The sequence below is a fragment of the Candidatus Sulfotelmatobacter sp. genome (genome assembly GCA_036500765.1).
Lineage (GTDB): Bacteria > Acidobacteriota > Terriglobia > Terriglobales > Acidobacteriaceae > Sulfotelmatobacter.
Genome location: DASYBM010000009.1, coordinates 265,459 through 285,080, shown reverse-complemented (window position 1 = coordinate 285,080; position 19,622 = coordinate 265,459). Strand labels below are relative to the sequence as shown.

Sequence of the window (19,622 nt, the reverse complement as noted above, 5' to 3'; positions counted from 1 at the left end):
TCGCTCTTTGACTGCAACCTGCGACTGCACGCTCCTGCTACGATTCTGTTGAGATGAAATCGATCATTGTGGGAACGGCGGGGCATATCGATCACGGTAAGACGGCGCTGGTGAAGGCGCTGACCGGGATTGATGCCGACCGGTTGGAAGAAGAGAAGCGGCGGGGGATCACGATTGATTTGGGATTCGCGCACATGGATTTGCCGGCCTCCCCGGACGAGGGCGTCCGGGACTCCACGCTGCGGGGCTCCACACTCCAGGGCTCCACGCTGCGCGGCGAGACGCTGCGGCTGGGATTTGTGGATGTGCCGGGGCACGAACGTTTTGTACGCAACATGCTGGCGGGGGTGGGCGGGATCGATCTGGTGCTGCTGGCGATTGCGGCAGATGAGTCGATCAAGCCGCAGACCCGGGAGCACTTTGACATTCTGCAATTGCTGGGAGTGCAGCGCGGAATCACGGTGCTGACGAAATCCGACGCGGTGGATGCGGAGATGCTCGACGTGGCCCGGTTGGAGGTCGAGGAGTTTCTGCGCGGGACATTCCTGGAAACCCCGAAATCTCCGATTGTTGCCGTCAGCGCGCTGACGGGGGCGGGACTGGACGAACTGAAGCGGGCGATCGTCGCAGCAGCGGCGGAAGTGCGGCCGCGCGATGCGACGACGCTGGTGCGTTTGCCGATCGATCGTGTCTTTACGATGAAGGGATTCGGGACGGTGGTGACCGGAACGCTGGTGGCGGGAACCATTCATCGCGAAGACGAGTTGGAAGTATTTCCTATTGGTCGAAGAATTCGCGTGCGTGGAGCACAGGTCCACGGAGAATCTTCAGACGCGGCGGTGGCCGGGCAACGAACTGCACTGAATCTGGCGGGCGCGAGCAGGGAAGACCTGGCGCGAGGGATGACGCTGGCCCCGGTAGGAACATTCACGACGACGCGGGAAGTAGATGCGCGATTGTGCCTGCTTTCCTCGGCGCCGCGTTCGCTGAAAGATCGAACCAAGGTTCACTTTCATTGCAACACGATGGAGACGGTGGCCGAGATACGTCCGTATGGAGAAAAGAAACAGATTGCGCCCGGCGAGAACCGTTATGCGCGGATCATCCTGCGTGAAGCTGCGCTGCTGTTGCCGGGGGATCGGTTTATTCTGCGCCAGTTTTCTCCGGTCGTAACGATTGGGGGCGGAGTGGTGCTGGATGCGACTCCGCAGAAGCGGGCTAGCGGTGTCACGAGCTTCTTGGAATTGTTGGCGACAGGAAAGGTTGAACAAATTCTTCCGGCGAGGGTTGCGCGGCGGCGCGCGGCGGGACTGACTTTGGCAGAGTTGGTTGCCGAGACTGGACTGACGCGAGGGGCGATTGAGAAGTGGCTGGCGGGCGTGGTGCGGCAAGGGCAAGTTGTCCGCATCGGTGAAGTGCTGGTGGACGCGTCTGCGGCGGAAACTCTCAAGGTGGAACTGGTTCGGATGGCTGAACAATTTCACATGCGAAATCCGCTGGTGGCGGGCGTCGGACGGGAGCAGTTGCGTGAACAGGGGCGTGTTGGCGTCGTGATATTCGAGGCGATAGTCGATGCCCTGGTGCGCGCCCGGAAACTCGAAGTGACGGGCGATCTGGTGCGGTTGCCCGGGCAGGGCGTGGTGATGAAGGATGAAGAGGCGGAGTCGAAGAAGAAAATTGAAGTGGCGTTTGCGACGGCGGGATTGAAGGTTCCGGCGTTGCATGAGGTGATCGCCGGGCTCAAGGTAGATAAGACACGCGCGCAGAAAATTGTGACTTTGCTGTTGCGCGATAAATTGCTGGTCAAGATCTCCGACGAATTGGTATTTCACCGGACCGCGCTGGAAGAGTTGCGGCGGCTGGTCGCTGGGCAGAAGGCGAAGTCTCCGCGAATGGATGTGGCGAGGTTCAAAGAGTTGACCGGAGTCAGCCGGAAGTATGCCATTCCGCTGCTGGAGTATTTGGACCGGGAGCGGGTGACCCGGCGGGTGGGGGATGTGCGGGAAATCCTTTAGCCACGGATTTTCACGGATCGAGACGGATAAAACATTTTTTCGATTTATCCGTGTGAATCCGTGGACATCCGTGGCTAGCTTTTAGATTTTTTCTTCGGGGAATTCTACTTCCAGGCCGAGCGGGTCGGTGAAGCGGTTGGTGAGGTTGGCGAGACCGGTGAGGAGGTGGATGTCGACGATTTCCGGTTCGGAGAAATGCTTAAGCAGCGGAGCGAAGTCGGCGTCGGTCATCTGGGGCGTGCGGGTTAGTTTGTCGACGTAAATCAGCGCGGCGTGTTCTTTTTCGCTGTAGCGAGAATAGTCTCCCGCTTTCAGGGCCGACCAGTCTTCGGCGGTTAATCCCACGCGCTTCGAGGAAGCGACGTGATGTTGAAGGCAATAGTGACACCGATTGATGAACGAAACGCGAAGGTAGATGAGTTCATAGAGTTTGCGGTCGAGGGAGCGACCTACGCTGGCGTAAAAACCGAGAAAGTTCTTAAGCATCTCGGGGCGATGGGCGAGCGCTTTCTGGGCGTTGCCGGGTTTGCCGCGAAGCGTCTTTTCGTAAATTTCCTGAACTTCTGGTGAGGCACTTTCTGGTGTGACTAAAGCGATGCGAGCCATGCAATCCTCCCGGAGGTATCGAATCTCCACATGATAGAGGAAGCGCGGCGACCCAGGCGGGAGCAGAACAGGGAGTTGATAATGGTGCAGGTTGGCCTACGCATCGCGACCGTTGAGTGGGAGATGCTTCACCTTGCCTGAAAAGTGACTTTGCGCGCGATAACGGGAGCGGCTATTGACGCTGATTGAAACGCCCGAAGGCCGCCAGGGCAGCCTGTCCCAGACTTATTCCTCCATCGTTGGGTGGCACGGCATGATTGGTCCAGACCTGCACCGACTGGCCGCTGACAGCGTTCTCGAAATCTTCCAGCAGGAGTTCATTCTGAAAGACGCCGCCGGAGAGAACGATCGTATCGATCTCATTGGCCGCACTCATAGACAACACGGCATCGCGCAGGCCGTGGCTGATGCCCAACTGGAAGGCGCGAGCGATCTCGGCTGGATTCCGGCTGCGCATCCGGTCGTCGATGGCGGCACGCAGGAGAGGCCGGTAGTCGAGTTCTTTTTCCACCAGGGGAAATGGATAGGAATCCGCTGGGCGCGCATTGCGCGCGAGTTGTTCCAGCCAGATCGCGGCCTGTCCTTCGAAACTGATGGGCCGCGTGAATCCGAGAATCGCAGCCAGCGTGTCAAAGAGACGTCCTACGGAGGTGGTGGCGAAGCAGCGAACATTTTTTCGCACCAACTCCAGCGAAGCGCGGTAGCGGCCGGGAAAGTTGAAGGGAAATGCAGAGAGATCGGGCAGATTGTCAATTTCGGCGAGGAATCCAGCCGCCGCCTGCACGGGATTCTGCGCGGCAGCGTCGCCGCCGGCGAGCATCGCCGGCCGCAAGTGGGCGACGCGCTCGAAACCGTGAGTCACGCTGCCGATAAATATTTCACCGCCCCAAATGCCGCCGTCATCGCCGTAGCCGGTGCCGTCGAAGCTTACGCCGACGACGCGCTTTTCCCACGCGCCTCGTTCGGCCAGCACGGATGCAACGTGCGCACGATGATGCTGCACGGCTCTCTTGCGAGCGGCAGGCAGTTCCAAGGCATGCGTCGTTGACGCATATTGTGGATGGCAATCGTGCACCACCAGCAGATCGTCCCATGAGACTTCATACATCGAGACCAGGTCTTCAATGGTTTCGCGAAATGCGCGGAGGGCTTCGTAGTGAGAGAGATCGCCGATATGTTGACTTACAAAGGCCTGCCCTTCAACCACCAGCGTAATTGTATTTTTTAGATCTGGACCTACGGCCAGGATGGGCCTTCCGACTGGCAAAGCTTCGACTGGCAGAAGCGCGAACGCCCCGGGAGCATAGCCTCGAGATCTTCGTAGAATGAGAGGGCCGAAGGCGCCATCGCGCACGACCGAATCTTCCACGCGGCGCGCAATCGGACGCTCGCCGACCAGGAAAGCGTCGGCGATTCCGGCCAGATAGTCCAAAGCTTGCTCATCTTCGTAAGCGATGGGTTCGCTCGATCGATTCGCGCTCGTCATCACGAGAGCGTCGGGCGCGCCAGCGGCGAACAGCAGATGATGAAGCGGGGTGTAAGGGAGCATCAGGCCGAGTTCTCTGTTGCCAGGCGCAATCTCCGGGAGGTTGGTCTTGCCGGGCGCGAGGACGATGGGGCGCGCCACCGAGGAGAGTAGTTTTTCAGCCTCGGCGGAAAGCTCGGCGAGGGTGCGGGCCAGATCGAGATTCCGCACCATAACCGCGAACGGTTTTTCCTTGCGAAACTTCCGCTCGCGCAATGCCGCGACGGCCGCGGCATTCCGCGCGTCGCAGGCTAAGTGATATCCACCCAATCCCTTCACTGCGAGAACCTTGCCCAGGCCCAGAAGCATGGCGGCACGTTCGATTGCGGGCTCCCCGGCAGCGGTTTTTTCTCCGTGTTCGTGCAGGAAATAGTTGGGTCCGCATGCGGGGCAGGCTACGGGTTGCGCATGAAAGCGGCGGTTCCCGGGATTGTGATATTCGGAATCGCAATACGAGTCCAGCGGCCAGCGCTTCATTGTTGTGTTGCAGCGGTCGTAAGGCAGACTGAGCACGACGGAGTATCGCGGACCGCAGTTCGTGCAGTTGATGTACGGGTAAGCGTGGCGTCGATCTGCCGGATCGAAAAGTTCTTGCAGGCAGGCGTCGCAGACCGAAAGGTCGGGCGAAATGCGGACCGTGGGATGTTCCCGATGTTCGCTGCTGTGGATCGTGAAGTCTTGCAGACCTTGCGGCGCAGCGGGAGTGACTTCGATTTCAGAGATGCTGGCTGCGGCAGGCGCCTGCGTTTTCAAAGCGCGAATGAATTCCGACAGAGCGGCCTCAGAGCCCTCGAGGTGGATCTCGACGCCGGCCTCGCCGTTCAAGACCCAACCGGCCAGAGAGTTCTCACGAGCCAGACGATAGACGAACGGGCGGAAGCCGACGCCTTGCACAACGCCGCGGACTCGAATGGAACAGGCGTTTGCCATTCTTTACTCCGCGTCCGATCATAGCGCGTTGGCTTGCGCGCCGGGCTGGTTCCGCTTGAGATCCGCTCGACTTCGCTGAGGGCAGGCTCAGGATGACATCGCATAAATCTCGCGGCGGGTGCGGGTTATTCCTGCTTGCGAGCGATAACGTCAAACGTACACTTCACTTCATCTTTCAGCCTGATGGCTCCGGCGGCGGCGGTTACGGCGGGGATTTCATATTCGCTTTGGCGGATGGAGAACGTACCGCTAGCCCGCACCGAGTTGCCATTAATCACCGCGCGCGCCGAGACCGGCAATGCGCGCGTGACTCCGTGCAGAGTCAGTTCCCCGTTCAACGCGACCCAGTAGCGATCGCCGCCGCCGCTGGCCGAAAGCCGCGAGCATTGGTAGACGATTTCCGGGAAGCGATCGGTCTCCAGCGCCTCTTGCGTCATCTTGCGGTGGATCTCGCTGCGATCCTTCTCGCTGATATCGTCGGCTACTTCCAGAGCGTCGGCTGGAATGCCGATTCGCAGACGGGCATTTTCGATGATCGAGCCGGTCAGGCTGAAGCTCAGTTCGCCCTGAAAGGCTTGAATCGCAATCCTGGGATTGTGCCCGAACGAAGCCAGCAGTCCGGTGGCAAATACTTGCGCCACAAAAGTGCTGGCTTTGGCGTCGATGAAGTAGTGAGTGGTTGCGTGTTTCAACAGGGGTTCGGTGGCAGGCACTATACTTTCCCCCTCATCCATTGGTTCGGCCGATCTTGTTCGTATGAGATCCGGTTAGTCGTAGCTCTCGTTGGTCTTGGATTCGTTGGTCTTGGATTCGTTCGTCTTGGACTGTGACTTAGCTCTGCTTACGCCCGACCACGTAGAAAGAAAACTTGAGCTCGTCTTGCAGCTTCAGCGTCCCTCCTGCGATCGAGGCGATCCGGATTGAGAAATCGCTTTGCAACAACGAAAATTCCCCATAGGCCCGAAATGAATCCACGCCAAATGCTAGCTGGGCAAAAAACGATTGGCTGTTGGTCTCTCCGTGCAACGACAGCCGACCCTCGACATTGACCCGGTTCAAGTTCTCTTTGATCTGGTCGCTGCTGATGTTCGAACTCTGAAACACAATTTCGGGAAATTTCGTGGTTTCCAGCACCTCGTCATACATCACTCGATGCAGTTCCCGCTTGTCTGCTTCTCGTAGTTCGTCCAGAACCTGGAGGCTCGCACTCTTGACCACAACTTTCAGTTTCGCTTCGGCCAGCGTGCCTGGAACGAAATTCACGCTTGCCATATATTCTCGAATTGCGATCTTCGGGCTATGGGCTACTGATGAAATGAGTCCGCTGGCGAAGGCCTGCACCGTAAATTGACTCGCCTTAGGATCGATTGCATAGGTGACCAGCTTTTCCGTTTGCGGCGCCATACGTCGGAGACACCGTTGAACAAAGCTCGACTGAACAAAGCTCGACTGAACGAAGTTCTACTGAACAAAGTTCGAGAGTCACGATGTCATTCCCCTTTCTCGCTCTGGAAATGGGTCCTACCCGCAAACGAAAGCTACATTGATCTCAATTTTATATAACGGTCGAGATCAGGCAAAGCCCCCTGCACCAAGCTGCCCACTCCCATCTGGCCGAGGTAGCGTCGAACGATGGGGTTCGAGAGGATCAGGCCTGCGCCAAACACGATACAGGCCACGCCACCGAGCATCATCAGCGTATCTTTGTCGGTAGCAGAATCGGTATGGTTCTTCTCCTGCACGGTTAATCTCCTTTTGAAATGAGTTCTCGATTGCTTATTGTAGTGGCTTCAGAATCAGGTCGACCACGGACGCGATCATTTTAACTGCTTCGTCTATCGCCGCTGCGACTGGAGCGCTCAAGCCCATCTGGCCTTCTTCACCGCCGAAAGTCATGGGCTCGCAGCCGACGAGCAAAACTTTCTTCAGATTGCTATTGGTCAGCCCGCCGTTCATGGCCGACGCCATTCGCAGCACGTTCACCGGATTCATTCCGTGGGTTTCGAGGACGCCTTCCTGCGATTCGTCGAGATTGCTCAGATCCGGTTCGACCAGGGATACGGTTCCGGGCGCCTGGCCATGAGGGTAGGCATCGACGAAGATGGCGGTTTGGTAGCCATCCTGAAGGGCATACGCGAGATCAAAGCCGCGGATGCCGAAGTCGACGACTTTCACCCCTGTAGGAAATTGGTGAGACGCGAGGCGCTTCGCCACCTCCACGCCAAAGCCATCGTCGCCCAGAAAAATATTTCCAATGCCCGCTACTAGAATTTTCGCTGCGGGCTTGGCAAGAGTGGGATGCGCTTGCTGCGGCGACAAAGGCTCGATTTCTGAGACGTCAAAGAAAAATCTATGCCCCGGCTGCCGGAGCAATCCTAAATCGCGACCGGGATCGCCGTCGAGCACAACGCACACGTGACATTTGCCCTCATAGTCCTGCTCGATGCTTTCGATGAGCGCGACCTGCCCCGCCAAGGCAATGTCGAGCACATCGCCGCCCTGCCGGGGACGCAGGAGCACGCGATCTCCCACATGAACGTCAACGCCGCCGATGGTCGCTGACCGGACTGTGGTTTTGTCTTCCAGCAACTGCCATTCCCACTCGTTCATGGAGTTTCCTCCTTGTGGGGATGCAATCCGCGCATCGCGCCGTGGAGTTTCATGAACTGTTCCGCGGGCATGGACTCAGTCCTGTCCAGAATCTGGCGCGCCCGGTCGTCGGATTCGCGAATTTCGCGCTTTTCCTCGTCGGTCAGAGTCATGATGCGCAATGACAGAATCTCGTCGATCTCGGTGCCGTCGAACAAATCGCCCGGACTCTCCGGTGCAATTTGCGGATAGTCGTAGAGAATGATCGGAGAGGCCAGCAGGGTATCGCGCTGTCCCCGCTCGCCGACGAGCACCGGCCACGCGCCTACGTTCTGGCAGCCCGATGCTAAGTCTTCCAATTCTGCCGGAGGCTCCAGCAGCGAGATGAAGCCGCCATTGTTTATTCCCAGAATCGTGTGTGTCGAAACCAGAGATTGCATGAGGGCCGCGTCGCGATTCGCTGCGGGAATTTCGAGCGGAGTCAGATTTTGCACGTCGATACCGACTTTGTACAGATTGTCGCCAACTAGCTCTGCTGAAACTTCGACCGCTCCTTCGACCGCTTCTTGCCGGAGTTCGACTGCGTTTACCAGCCCGCGAACACGATCATGCTCCGCGCGGGTCCGCATCTGCGAGGGAAACAAGAAGGCTTGCTTCACCGTCTCCTGCAAAAGCTTTTCTAGCACGAGTTCCGGCAGACTCAGTTCCCGCTCGACTGCCTCTTGCCATCCGTCGGGAAGTCCACGTGTTCCCACCTCAACTCCGAGTCGAGTCGAGCGCGTCTGCAACTGCAAAAACCGCAGTCTGACTTCCAGGGTCGGACAAGCCTTGGAATCCGCTCCGCCCGAAACCAAACACTGGGTCCGCATGCCGCAAGGTTCTTCACCGCCGCCAGCCTCGCTGTACGACCGCGGATAGACCACGCCGAAATTCCAGCGCTGCCGATTTTTCACCGACGACGGCCGGTAGGGATACAACATATATCCCTCGTAGAGCACGGCCTTGGCGATCTGATCGACGCATGCCAGATTCATCGGTGCACCGCCCCTTCGGCAATCGCCACTTCCGGCTGCGCCTCCAGCAGGCTTTCGAGCGCCTGCTCCCAGGTGGGAATGCCGTGCTTTACTTTGTATTCGTACACGCGCTCGAAGAGGTCGCGGCGCAGGCAGAGCCATGCGGTGTTGGGATAATAGGAATCCATCATGTCGCGCCAGACTTTTACCGGCATGCTGAAACGCGTTTCTTTCTCCCAGGAGATGAGCGACACCTGCATGGATTCGCCGGAGTGCGAATAGCCGGGGTGCGAATAAAAGATGGTGCCGCTGAACATCACACAGAGCGGAACCTCGCCGTCTCCCAGTCCGTGGAAGTATTTGGTGGCGCCGACATTGAAATCGAATGTACACGGCACGGGCATATCGACCAGCGTGGAACCCTGAAATGGGGGCACGTTTAGGTTGACGTGGGTCCACAGCAGGTTGCGGAGAGTCTGGCTCCAACGATCGGGCTCGCCGAAAAGATCGCGCAGCTTTTGCTGATCTTCTTCGGTGTAGCGGCGGCGCGTGACTTCGATTTGAATCTGGCAGCGCAGTGCGATCGAGTGGATGGTTTCGGCGGGATCGCTGTTGCTGACGCGCAGCTTGAACGCAATCTGGGGCGTCGCAGAGAACTTCACTACTTCAGCGACTTCGATCGTGAACCCGAGATCAGGCATGCGTCTCCTCGGATTCGATTCTTGCCCTGGCTCGCAGTTCGGCGAAGAAGGCGCCAATCTGCTGCCAAACTTCCGTGCCGCCCGACAGCCCACGCCAGTGAAGCCGAATCAATCCCACCAGCTTGTAGCAGGCATCGATCGGCACGATGAAATATTCTGTTGGAGAAGAGCCACGCGCCAGGCCGACGCGGTTCACCAGCAGAGCTTCGACGTCGGGTTGCAGTTGGTTCAACACGGGATTCGCTTGCACGATACTGGTCCAGGCCTCCAGCGGCAGCAGCGACTCGGTCGCTCCCGCCGGGCTGGGATACAACGCGCTGACCCGCGAGTTCAGGCTGTTCTGGAAAAAGAAAGCGAGATTGATGGGGATCAGTAGACCGTCCCACTCGGCGTCGGTGATTCTGAAATTTGGCAGAATGCGCACGTCGCGAGGCACGCGACGATATTTGGTTCCCGCCTGGCCGCTGAACAACATGGCACAGGCCTCGCAGGCGCAATGCAGCCTGCGCTGCGTCAACTCAATCAGGTGCGAATGTTCTGGGTAGAGTTCCGCGCTGCACATCTCGCACTTTTCGATCGGACGGCGCGGCGGCTTGCGGGCGAACTGACGCAAGCTCTCGAAGGCTTGCGATGTTCCTCGAAGCTGTTCCGTCTTCATCATGCTTCGCGATCAAGTTCGCGTTCACGGTAGTGCTTTCAACTCATTTCTTCAACAGTCATACAGAGTGGGGCGACACTGCGAGCAATTTCTCAATGGCAATAAATCCGCCGGAAACCGCGGGCTCTTCCAGGCCTTCCACCACCAGCGAGGTTAAGTCGGGAGCGGCTTCGTAGATTGCTTCTTCCAGAGTTGCCTGCACTGTCCTGCCCGTCGATCCGCAGGCGTGACCGTCGATGCGGGCGCGCACGCGCACCTCGCCGGCATTCACGCTGACCAATTTTGCTTCCGCTCCCATCTTGTGCAGCTTGGACGCGATCTGGCGGAGCTTGCGTTCGACGCGGGTCTCCAATTCGTCCGGGTGAAGTCCGTAGAGCACGAGCAGGCTACCGATCAGTTGATCCTGGCCCAGTTCGTCGATGATTCGGTGTCCCGCATCGCCGGACTGAAAAACAATTTCGAGAATTCGTTCGAGACCGGTTCCGTGCAAATCCATTAGAAGTTGCACGAGTTCCTTGGCCGCGGCCCGCGATGCAGGATCCGCAATGGTTTCCAGGTCATGGACCAGGCTGCCGAGTTTCTGCATGCGCTGCTGGAAATCTTTTTCGTCTTCGTCGAGCACAATCCTCCTTCAGCTCCTCAGGGCTGAACGCCGAACATGGGCGAGTGCCGTGTCTCCAGCACCTTTCCGTTGCCTAGATACATGTGTACGCCGCAGGGCAGGCACGGATCGAAACTCCGCACCGCCCGCATGATGTCGATTCCCTTAAATTTTTCGGGACCGTTTTCCTCGAAGATGGGCGTGTTCTGCACCGCGTCTTCATATGGACCCGGCGTGCCGTAGACATCGCGTGGATTGGCATTCCACGGTGTCGGTGGATAGGGATGGTAGTTCGCGATCTTGCCCTTGCGGATCACGACGTGGTGCGACAGTACACCGCGCACGGCTTCGTGGAAGCCGCAGCCAATGGCCTCTTCCGGAACTTTGAAATCGTTCCAGGTTTTGGTGCGGCCGGAATGCAATTCCTCGAGAGCTTTTTCGGCGAAGTGAAGCGCGGCGCAGGCGGCGTAGACCTGGAAATAGGTCCGGGCCCGGTCGCGTTCAATGGCATTGCTCCACTTCGGAATTTTCCATTCGAATTCGACTTCGGGCAGGGAAGTGGTCTTGGGCAAATACATTTTGACGCTCTGCCCGGTGGACTTGATATAGCCGATGTCAACCAGCCCCGCCAGCGCCGTCGCCCACAGGCGGGCGATCGGGCCGCCGCCGGTATCGAGCGCAAGATGATCGCCGGTGCGCTTGTCGAGCCAGCGTGGCGACATGACCCACGTGTATTTCCCGCCAAAGTCGCGCTTCTGCGGCCGCGGAATCGTGGTCTGGTTCCAGGGATGACGCTTGTCCACCGGATTGCCTAAAGGATCCTGTTTCACGAAAGTTTCGGAATTCTGCCAGTCATCGTAATACGAACTGCCGAGCAGAATGCGGATTTGCAGATTGATATCGACCAGATCGGTCGTAACCAGCTTGCCGTCTACCACAACGCCGGGAGTCACAAACATTTTGCGGCCCCAGTCTGTCATGTTCTTGTAGGTGTAGTCGCAATAGTCGGGATCGTTGAATGAGCCCCAACACCCGAGCAGCACGCGGCGCCGTCCGACTTCTTCGTATCCTGGCAAAGCCTCGTAGAAGAAGTCGAACAGGTCGTCGTGCAACGGGAGAACTTTTTTCATGAACTCGACATACTTCATGAGACGGACGATGTAGTCGGTGAACAACTGGATCGTCGGAACGGTACCGACTCCGCCCGGATACAGCGTGGAAGGATGCACGTGGCGGCCTTCCATCAGGCAGAACATTTCACGCGTCATGCGGCTCATCACCAGCGCTTCCTTATAGAACGATCCAGTGAAGGGATTGAGCGCGGTCATGATGTCGGCGATGGTGCGGAATCCGTGCAGGTTGGAGTGCGGCGCCAAGGTGCTCTGCGCCTTCTCCCAAACTTTCGGGTTCGTTTCTTTCACCATCTGTTCGCAGAAATCCACGCCCACCAGGTTGTCCTGAAAAATATTGTGGTCGAACATATACTCGGCGGCTTCGCCGAGGTTCACGATCCACTCGGCCATGTTGGGCGGGCGAACGCCGAAGGCCATGTTTTGCGCATAGGTGGCGCAGGTGGCGTGATTATCGCCGCAAATGCCGCAGATGCGGCTGGTGATGAAGTGGGCGTCGCGCGGATCTTTGCCCTTCATGAAGATGCTGTAACCACGAAAAATCGAAGAAGTGCTGTGGCATTCAGCCACCTGGTGGTTGGCGAAATCGATCTTGGTGAAGATGCCCAGGCTGCCTACGATTCTGGTGATCGGATCCCAGTTCATCTCGACGAGGTTTCTACCTTTCGTCGCGGCCTCGTTAGTTGGCGCAGTAATCGTACTCATTTCGAATGCTCCTCTCACCGTCTTTCAGTCTTTCAGTGCGTCTCGGGACCGTTCGTCGAGCTTCTTTCGGTCGAGATTCCAAATAGTCGAGGTGCTTAATATGACCTCGGGTGGTAGCCGGTGGTGAGTTCCGCACGCGGATGCCGCCACTTGGGCTCCTTGTTGCAGGTTGACTGTGTCATCGAGCGGAGGGCAGAGATGGCTCGCCCGTAAGCGCCGACGGCAGCGGATGAAATTTTGGCGCCCGGCGGCTCATCCATGAACGGCATGAACTTGTCGGGAAATCCCGGCATGGTACAGCCGATGCAGATGCCGCCGACGTTCGGGCAGCCGCCGATTCCGGCCATCCAGCCGCGCTTGGGTACGTTGCAGTTGACCACCGGTCCCCAGCAACCGAGCTTCACGATGCACTTCGGAGATCCGTAATGCTCGGCGAAATCGCCCTGCTCGTAGTAGCCGGCGCGGTCGCAGCCCTCGTGAACGGTTTTGCCGAAAAGCCAAGTCGGCCGCAACTGGTCATCGAGGGGAATCATGGGCGCTCGGCCGGCCACCTGATATAGCAGGTAGAGCACGGTTTCCATGAAGTTATCCGGCTGCACCGGGCATCCCGGCACATTGACAATGGGTAGGCCGGCCTTCGAGGTCCACTGCCATCCCAGGTAGTCGGCCAGGCCCATCGCGCCAGTCGGATTGCCTTCCATGGCGTGAATGCCGCCATAAGTCGCGCATGTACCGCAAGCGATGACCGCCGTCGCCATCGGCGCAAGCCGATCGATCCACTCGTTGGTGGTGATGGGCTGATTGGTGTTGGGATCGGTGCCTAAGGCTGCCCAATATCCCTCTCGCTTGATCTTCTCGTTCGGGATGGAGCCCTCGACCACGAGGACAAAGGGTTCTAGTTTTCCTTTTTCCGCCAGATACCAGTACTTCATGAAGTCGTCGCCGACTTCGTAGGCCAACACGGGATTATGAAGGTGGACCTTGGGCAGGCCTGGAATGGCTCCCAGCAATACGTCTTCGATGCTGGGCTGGGTTGCGGCTGTAATCGAAACGGAATCTCCGTCACAGCCGAGCCCCGCTGTGATCCAGACTATATGCACCTCTGAGACGGCCGGCGCATGCTGCGTTACACGACCATACGGAACTGTTTCCGCTGCCATAGATCGGTCTCCTCTCCAATTTTTAGTTGGTTCGCGGGCCCTACTTCATAATTTGCTCCGCCGGATTTGCGACTGATCTGGCTGGCGCACGTTACAGGAGATGTCTTGGCAGAACGCTGTGCGAGTGTTGTACGTCCGTTGCATGGAAGTAATGTCGATACAAAGTTGAATCGAATTTCCTATGTTCAGAATTTAATAAATCCGATCTTGGTCACAAGCAGGAGCAGCCTCGTTTTTACCAAGGGGAAACCTAGAAAAAGCATAGGGGAAACCCTGTATCTGCCTAATAACATTGTGGATTTCGTGTGCGCGTTTGCGGACTTTGCGGTTAACTGCTGTTGATACCTGGCACCGCCAAAAAGAAAAATCCTAAAAATCGCAAAGGGCGCTAAGAAAATGCCGCAAAGAACGCCAAGAACGCAAAGAACGCAAAGACCGGCGCGCGTTTTAGGACCGTTACCCGCACGAATTGACGCGGAAACTTGCGCGAAAAGGCGTTCAGGAGCTTTTTTCGGTGACGCTCCATTGAATCGCATGTTGCACCAGTTCGCGGGCGCTGCGCAGCGAGAGCTTTTCCTTGATGTGCGCCTGGTAGGATTCCACGGTCTTCACGCTGATGTGGAGTTCTTCCGCGATCTGGCGGGTGGAGTGACCCTCGCCGATCAAACGGAAGACTTCGAGCTCACGGTCGGTGAGGTCGGCAATGGAGGAGGGCCGGCCGGTGTTCGGACTGCCGATGTAGCGTTGCAGCATGCGGTTGGCGATGCGCTCGCTGACATAAATTTCCCGGCTCAGAATGCGGCGCAGGGCAACCAATACTTTCTCGGTCGCTTCCTGTTTCATGATGTAACCCTGGGCTCCGGCGCGCAACGCGCGCTCGGCATAAATGGACTCGTCGTGCATGGACAGGATGAGTACCGGCAACTCCGGATATCGCAATCGAATGTCCTTCAGCAGATCCAGCCCGTCCGGCCCGTTCAGCGAAATATCGACAATCAGGATGTCCGGTTTAGCCGTGGCCACGGCCTGGACTGCGGTGTGCGCGTCCTCGGCCTCGCCGCAGACCATCAGATCGGACTCCCGGTCGATCAGCAAGGCCAAGCCTTGACGGATGATGGGGTGATCGTCGACTACGAAGACTCGGTTCTTTTTGGGCGCCATTGCGGTCTGGTACATATTCGTTCTCCAGAGTTAGAGGTTAATCGTTTAGAGGCTAATCATTGGTAACGGGAAACTGGCAAATGACGGCCGTGCCATTCGGGTGCTCGCGGCGGACCTCCAGATTCCCGCCGATCATGCCCGCGCGATAATTCATGATGTGCAGTCCGACGCCCGCGTGCGGCGGCAGTGGCCGCTGGATGCCGATTCCATCATCTTTGATGAGCAGGGTTCCCTGCTGTTGGCCGCAAAAAAGACGAATCCCAATATTTTTGGCAAGGCCGTGCTTGATTGCATTGTTCACCGCTTCCTGCGCTATGTGGTACAGGTGGGTGGCCATGGGCGCATCGTGAATCAAAACAGGCTCCTCACACTCAAAGCGGCATGCGATCCCGAACAGATCTTCGATTTCGGTCGCATAAAGCCGCAGCGCGGACATCAAACCGTGAGCCTCGGAAACTACGGGCAGCAGACCGCGCGACAACTCCCTGGTCTTACGGATTGCATCGTTGACTAACTCTACAATTTTCGCGGCATCCGCCGCCTCCGGAATCTGTCTCTCCGCCAGTTTGCGCTCCTGCACTTTGGTCATGAACGCGATTCCGGTCAGATGTTGCCCAAGTCCGTCGTGCAAGTCCTGGCCAATTCTGCGCTGCTCCCGTTCGCTGATCTCAAGAACGGTTTTTTCCAGGCGCTTGCGTTCGCCGATGTCACGGATGGCGCTCGACACCAGCACGCCCTCTTCGGTCTCGAGGGGGCTCAGGCTGATTTCCACGGGAAATTCGTGGCCGTCTTTGTGCATCGCATAGAGATCCAGGCCAGCTCCCATGGGGCGCACCCGGGGCTCGGCAAAAAAGTTTCGACGGTGCGCGGGATGATTTCCGCGCAATCTTTGCGGCACCAATTTTTCCATCTCTTCCCCCAGAAGTTCCTGCCGGGGATAGCCGAATAATTTCTCCACCTGCGCGTTGACCAAAACGATTCTGCCTTTCTGGTTGACCACGACTACGGCATCGGGCGCTGCCTCCAGCAAGCCCCGGAACCGAGTCTGCGCCTGCTTTTGGCCGGTCACATCGATTCCCGAAGCAATGACGTACATTGGCGTCTGCTTGGTTGCCGGCAATACCGTAGCCGACCATGTGATCGTTCGCTGCCTTCCATCGCGGGCCAGGATCGAGCTTTCGTACTCCCTTGGAGATTGCCGCTCGCAAATCTCCTGGAAAATGGTTTTAAATTGTTCCTTCTCTTCCAGTGCCACAAAAAGATCCCAAACCTTTTTTCCCCGCGCCTCTTCCACCGACTGCCCGGTGATTTGTTCGCTGGCGCGATTGAAGCGAACGATCCTTCCTTCCGGGTCCAGAACGACCACCAGAGCGCCGACTGTGTCGAGAATCGCCGATACCACGTTGCGCTCGTCCTGCAACTCCTCCTGAGTCCGCTTCAGATCGGTGATGTCGAACGCAACTCCGTGAATAAACCACGGACGTCCGTCGGGATGGCGGATCATCCGGGCTTCGCAATGAAACCAGATGACCTGGCCATTACGCGCGATTACGCGGTAGGCCGAGCGCAAGGGCCTGCCCGAGACGAACATCTCGGAGGCTTCCATGCTCCAGCGGCCTTTGTCCTCGGGATGCACCTGGCGATACCAGAGCACTGGATCCTCGAGCCACTCGGCCTGGGAAAAACCCAGCGTGGCTTCAATCTGCGGGCTCACGTAAGCCTCGCCAATGCCGCGATCGAGATATGCCATGAATACAACGGCGGGAAGTTGTTCGACCAGAGCGCGGTACTTGGCTTCGGGATTGGGAACCTGCGAGTCCGAGACCGGGGTTTGATCGAGCCGTTCAAAAAAATGGTGAAAGGCGCCGAGAGTGCCCTGCACGTCCGCATCGCTCAAGTATGTACTGGCAAGGGCATTCAGAATGGATTCCGCTTCGGCGGGGCTGAGCGCAGCCTCGTCCGGGAGTGGTGAGTTCGCATCGCTTCCTGCGCCATCGCCCATTTTCCAGAACGTGCTCATTCGAAAAAAATACTCCCGACGATATCAAACGTTACGGCGTGACGGGACTCTTCGCCCGGCTTCGCCAACTCGGTTCCTTGTTCAGCGAAGCTTGCGTAAACCGGCGTAGAGCGTGAATCGCACGACCGTAGGTTTGCACCGCCTGCGACGACAACAGCGATCCGGGCGGCTGATCCATGAACGGCATGAATTTATCGGGGAATCCGGGCATGGTACAGCCGATGCAGATGCCTCCGACGTTGGGGCAGCCGCCAATTCCATTCATCCATCCCCGCTTGCCGACGTTACATTGCACCACCGGACCCCAGCATCCCAGCTTCACAATGCAGAGGGGCGATCCATATTCTTCGGCAAACTGCCCCTGCTCGTAATAGCCGCCACGATCACAGCCTTCGTGCAACGTGCTTCCGAACAGCCATGTCGGCCGGAGCGCCTCATCCAGCGGGATCATCGGCGCACGGCCACCCGCCATATAGAGCAGGTAGAGAATCGTCTCCATCATGTTGTCGGGCTGCACCGGGCAGCCGGGAACGCAAACGATCGGAATCTCCGCCTGCGATTTCCATTTCCATCCCAGATAGTCTGCCAGTCCCATGCATCCAGTCGGGTTCCCTTCCATGGCATGAATTCCGCCATAGGTGGCGCAGGTGCCAGCCGCTATGACGGCCCAGGCCCGCGGAGCCAGACGGTCGATCCATTCGCAGGTCGTAATCGGCTGGCCCGTGCGCGGATCGGTTCCGAACGAAGCCCAGTATCCTTCCGCCTTATTATTTTCATTCGGGATAGATCCTTCAACTACCAGAATGAACGGCCGGTCTGACGCGCCGTCGGCCGCGTCGCGGAACGGCCGCACGAAGTCGTCTCCATTTTCGTAGGCCAGAAAAGGATTGTAGAACCGGACTTTCGGGATCCAGGGCAGAGCTCCCGACACAATATCCTCAATACTCGGCTGGGTGGCGCCGGTCATCGCAATGGTGTCCCCGTCGCAACCTAGACCGGCGGTCATCCAGAGGATGTCGATCGCTTCGATCTTTATAGGAGTCGTCATTGCAGGACGGGCTGGGTTGGAAACGTCGTGGTATTCCTGACCTTAGCAGATGTGGTCCACTTTTCGCCTGCGTATTCTACGCCAATTTGGGGTGCCGTCGCGTGGGTTGAGAGCAAGGTCTTTGACCGGACCCGACCCGGAAGTCGGGCGAAGGTTGCATTTCTGGGCCTTACCCACATTCCGCCTAACCCTATCAACTTCTTCGCCTATTATCATTTCACTAATGGCCCGTTCGAGCCATTCCCATCCCAAGACTGAAGCATTAGTCTCGTTTGTGAGCAGACTTCGGGGGAGGGCTGTTCGACGAACGTCCCAGGACTCAAATCGAGTCCGGGACGTTTTGTTTTGTGAGGAAGACGTTTTGTTTTGTGAGGAAGTCGTATCCAGGCGGGAAGTTTTCGCTTGGGATGTTCAATTACGAAATTGCCCGATTACCCAATTACCCCATTACTCAATCACTTAGACCGGTTTGCCGCGGAAGAAGTACACCAGCTCGATGATCAGGATGACCACCACCATCAGCTCCAGAACGAAGGCGCGGCTCTGGTTGAACTGGTCGACCATGAAGCGGTAAAGATCCTCCGCGGTCTGGAGTTTTTCTTTGACCAGATCTTTGTAATCGGGCACGCCGACCTTCGACGCAGCGAGCTTGTAAAGGCGCGCGGAAAACATGTCGCTGAGGAACTTGATGGCATTGTCGGCGCGCTCGGTGAGTTCGTTCACGTCGAGCAGCACAGTATGAAGTTTTGAAGCGGCCCGCGCAGTTCTCCATCGGGCCCAGGTCCCGGTCCCCCCTTTTTCGAGGAAGTCGTAGACTTTTTCGAGTTCCACGGTGAGCAACTCGTCGTAGTGGCGGAACTCAAGCAACTGCGAGTTGGCATACTGGAGCAGCTGAATCGCTGTCTCTGCGCCGGCGTCGTTGTCGTAAATAAATGCCGCGTTCCAGCCGATCACCGCCAGATCGTTCGGATAGTAGGAAATCCTGGACTGAAGAATCTCCTGGCGCTCGCCGTCGGAAAGCGTCGCCATCTCGCCGCGCACCACCTGGGCAATCTGATCTCCCTGCGTAGCCAGGAGGTCGTTGGCCGACGGAGAGCCTTCGATCTCGCGTACATGAAAGATGAAATAATCCTCCTGGAGCCATTCGCCCGACTTGACGTGATAGGGCTTGACCAGAGCCGGCGCGGCGCGTTCCAGCTTTTGCCGCACGATTCGCGAGGCGAGCGCTTCGAAGTTAGTGTCGGAGGTCCAGCGGCAGGAAAGCTGGATCAAAGTATCCCACCCGCCGGAAAATGGCAGCTCGAATACCAGGCTGAGAACGCCGTAATCGTAATACTTGATCTGCCCTTCCAGCCGCTCGCCATTCTCCAGAACCAGCGGCTCCAGCGTCTCCTCGACCGGAGGACGCTGGTAGCGGACGTATCCGGGAGCCTGATGCTTGAAGCTGGCCTCCGCCGTGCGGGCCCCGAAAATCTTGCGCAGCTCGTCCAGCTTAATCTCCTCACAAACGTCAAACTGGATCAGCACGAGAACCGAGCCGCGTAACGGCGCAGCCACGGCCTGCTGGGCTTGCTGGCGCCCAGCTTCGGCGATGCCGTTGCCGATCATCGTGGTTGTGAGTTCGCGATCCATAAGAACGGGTATCAAGAACTGAAAATGCCGCTGCAGGTCGAACCGGGACCCGGGAAGCGCCGGAAGAGACTTATCTATTGTCCCAGAAAGGAGGGCAATGAGCTATAGGGGAACGGTCGCCGGAACCA

Annotated in this window: 17 protein-coding genes; 1 reads left to right on the top strand and 16 read right to left on the bottom strand. The window is 57.8% G+C overall.

Annotated elements, in window-relative coordinates; all coding sequences use genetic code 11:
- Positions 1–53: 53 nt before the first annotated feature.
- Complete coding sequence (selB, locus tag VGM18_13410) at positions 54–2,015, top strand: selenocysteine-specific translation elongation factor (GenBank protein HEY3973998.1); 1,962 nt, start codon at positions 54–56, stop codon at positions 2,013–2,015.
- An 81-nt stretch (positions 2,016–2,096) separates the two neighbouring features.
- On the opposite strand, the gene VGM18_13405 is transcribed toward selB, so the two are convergent.
- From VGM18_13405 to VGM18_13330, 16 genes are all read right to left on the bottom strand, one after another.
- Positions 2,097–2,621 (bottom strand): carboxymuconolactone decarboxylase family protein, encoded by a 525-nt coding sequence (locus tag VGM18_13405; protein ID HEY3973997.1) that lies wholly within the window; start codon positions 2,619–2,621, stop codon positions 2,097–2,099.
- 172 nt (positions 2,622–2,793) lie between these two features.
- Entirely contained in the window at positions 2,794–5,076 is a 2,283-nt protein-coding gene (gene hypF / locus VGM18_13400; GenBank protein HEY3973996.1) for a carbamoyltransferase HypF, read from the bottom strand.
- A gap of 125 nt (positions 5,077–5,201) precedes the next feature.
- Entirely contained in the window at positions 5,202–5,789 is a 588-nt protein-coding gene (locus VGM18_13395) for a YceI family protein (GenBank protein ID HEY3973995.1), read from the bottom strand.
- A gap of 118 nt (positions 5,790–5,907) precedes the next feature.
- Positions 5,908–6,480, bottom strand: coding sequence for a YceI family protein (locus VGM18_13390; GenBank protein HEY3973994.1), 573 nt, complete (start codon positions 6,478–6,480; stop codon positions 5,908–5,910).
- Between the two features lie 134 nt (positions 6,481–6,614).
- Positions 6,615–6,818, bottom strand: coding sequence for a hypothetical protein (locus VGM18_13385; protein HEY3973993.1), 204 nt, complete (start codon positions 6,816–6,818; stop codon positions 6,615–6,617).
- A gap of 34 nt (positions 6,819–6,852) precedes the next feature.
- The gene (locus tag VGM18_13380) at positions 6,853–7,686 is read right to left on the bottom strand and encodes a hydrogenase maturation protease (protein ID HEY3973992.1); all 834 of its coding nucleotides are present in this window, start codon (positions 7,684–7,686) and stop codon (positions 6,853–6,855) included.
- Complete coding sequence (locus VGM18_13375) at positions 7,683–8,699, bottom strand: hypothetical protein (protein HEY3973991.1); 1,017 nt, start codon at positions 8,697–8,699, stop codon at positions 7,683–7,685. Before VGM18_13375 ends, VGM18_13380 begins: the two co-directional genes overlap by 4 nt.
- The gene (locus tag VGM18_13370) at positions 8,696–9,379 is read right to left on the bottom strand and encodes a DUF6084 family protein (GenBank protein HEY3973990.1); all 684 of its coding nucleotides are present in this window, start codon (positions 9,377–9,379) and stop codon (positions 8,696–8,698) included. The genes VGM18_13375 and VGM18_13370 overlap by 4 nt, the downstream gene beginning before the upstream one ends.
- Complete coding sequence (locus VGM18_13365) at positions 9,372–10,040, bottom strand: DUF5947 family protein (protein ID HEY3973989.1); 669 nt, start codon at positions 10,038–10,040, stop codon at positions 9,372–9,374. Before VGM18_13365 ends, VGM18_13370 begins: the two co-directional genes overlap by 8 nt.
- A 55-nt stretch (positions 10,041–10,095) precedes the next feature.
- Positions 10,096–10,659: a hypothetical protein gene (locus VGM18_13360; GenBank protein HEY3973988.1), complete on the bottom strand. Its 564-nt coding sequence runs from the start codon at positions 10,657–10,659 to the stop codon at positions 10,096–10,098.
- Positions 10,660–10,676: 17 nt separating this feature from the next.
- Complete coding sequence (locus VGM18_13355) at positions 10,677–12,473, bottom strand: nickel-dependent hydrogenase large subunit (GenBank protein ID HEY3973987.1); 1,797 nt, start codon at positions 12,471–12,473, stop codon at positions 10,677–10,679.
- Positions 12,474–12,568: 95 nt separating this feature from the next.
- The gene (locus VGM18_13350; GenBank protein HEY3973986.1) at positions 12,569–13,633 is read right to left on the bottom strand and encodes a hydrogenase expression protein HypE; all 1,065 of its coding nucleotides are present in this window, start codon (positions 13,631–13,633) and stop codon (positions 12,569–12,571) included.
- A gap of 498 nt (positions 13,634–14,131) precedes the next feature.
- On the bottom strand, positions 14,132–14,809 hold the full coding sequence (locus tag VGM18_13345) for a response regulator transcription factor (protein ID HEY3973985.1): 678 nt from the start codon (positions 14,807–14,809) through the stop codon (positions 14,132–14,134).
- Positions 14,810–14,846: 37 nt separating this feature from the next.
- Entirely contained in the window at positions 14,847–16,814 is a 1,968-nt protein-coding gene (locus VGM18_13340) for a PAS domain S-box protein (GenBank protein HEY3973984.1), read from the bottom strand.
- A gap of 31 nt (positions 16,815–16,845) precedes the next feature.
- Positions 16,846–17,862 (bottom strand): hydrogenase expression protein HypE, encoded by a 1,017-nt coding sequence (locus VGM18_13335; GenBank protein ID HEY3973983.1) that lies wholly within the window; start codon positions 17,860–17,862, stop codon positions 16,846–16,848.
- Positions 17,863–18,321: 459 nt separating this feature from the next.
- Positions 18,322–19,494, bottom strand: a complete 1,173-nt coding sequence (locus VGM18_13330) for a hypothetical protein (GenBank protein HEY3973982.1) — start codon at positions 19,492–19,494, stop codon at positions 18,322–18,324.
- Positions 19,495–19,622 lie beyond the last annotated feature (128 nt).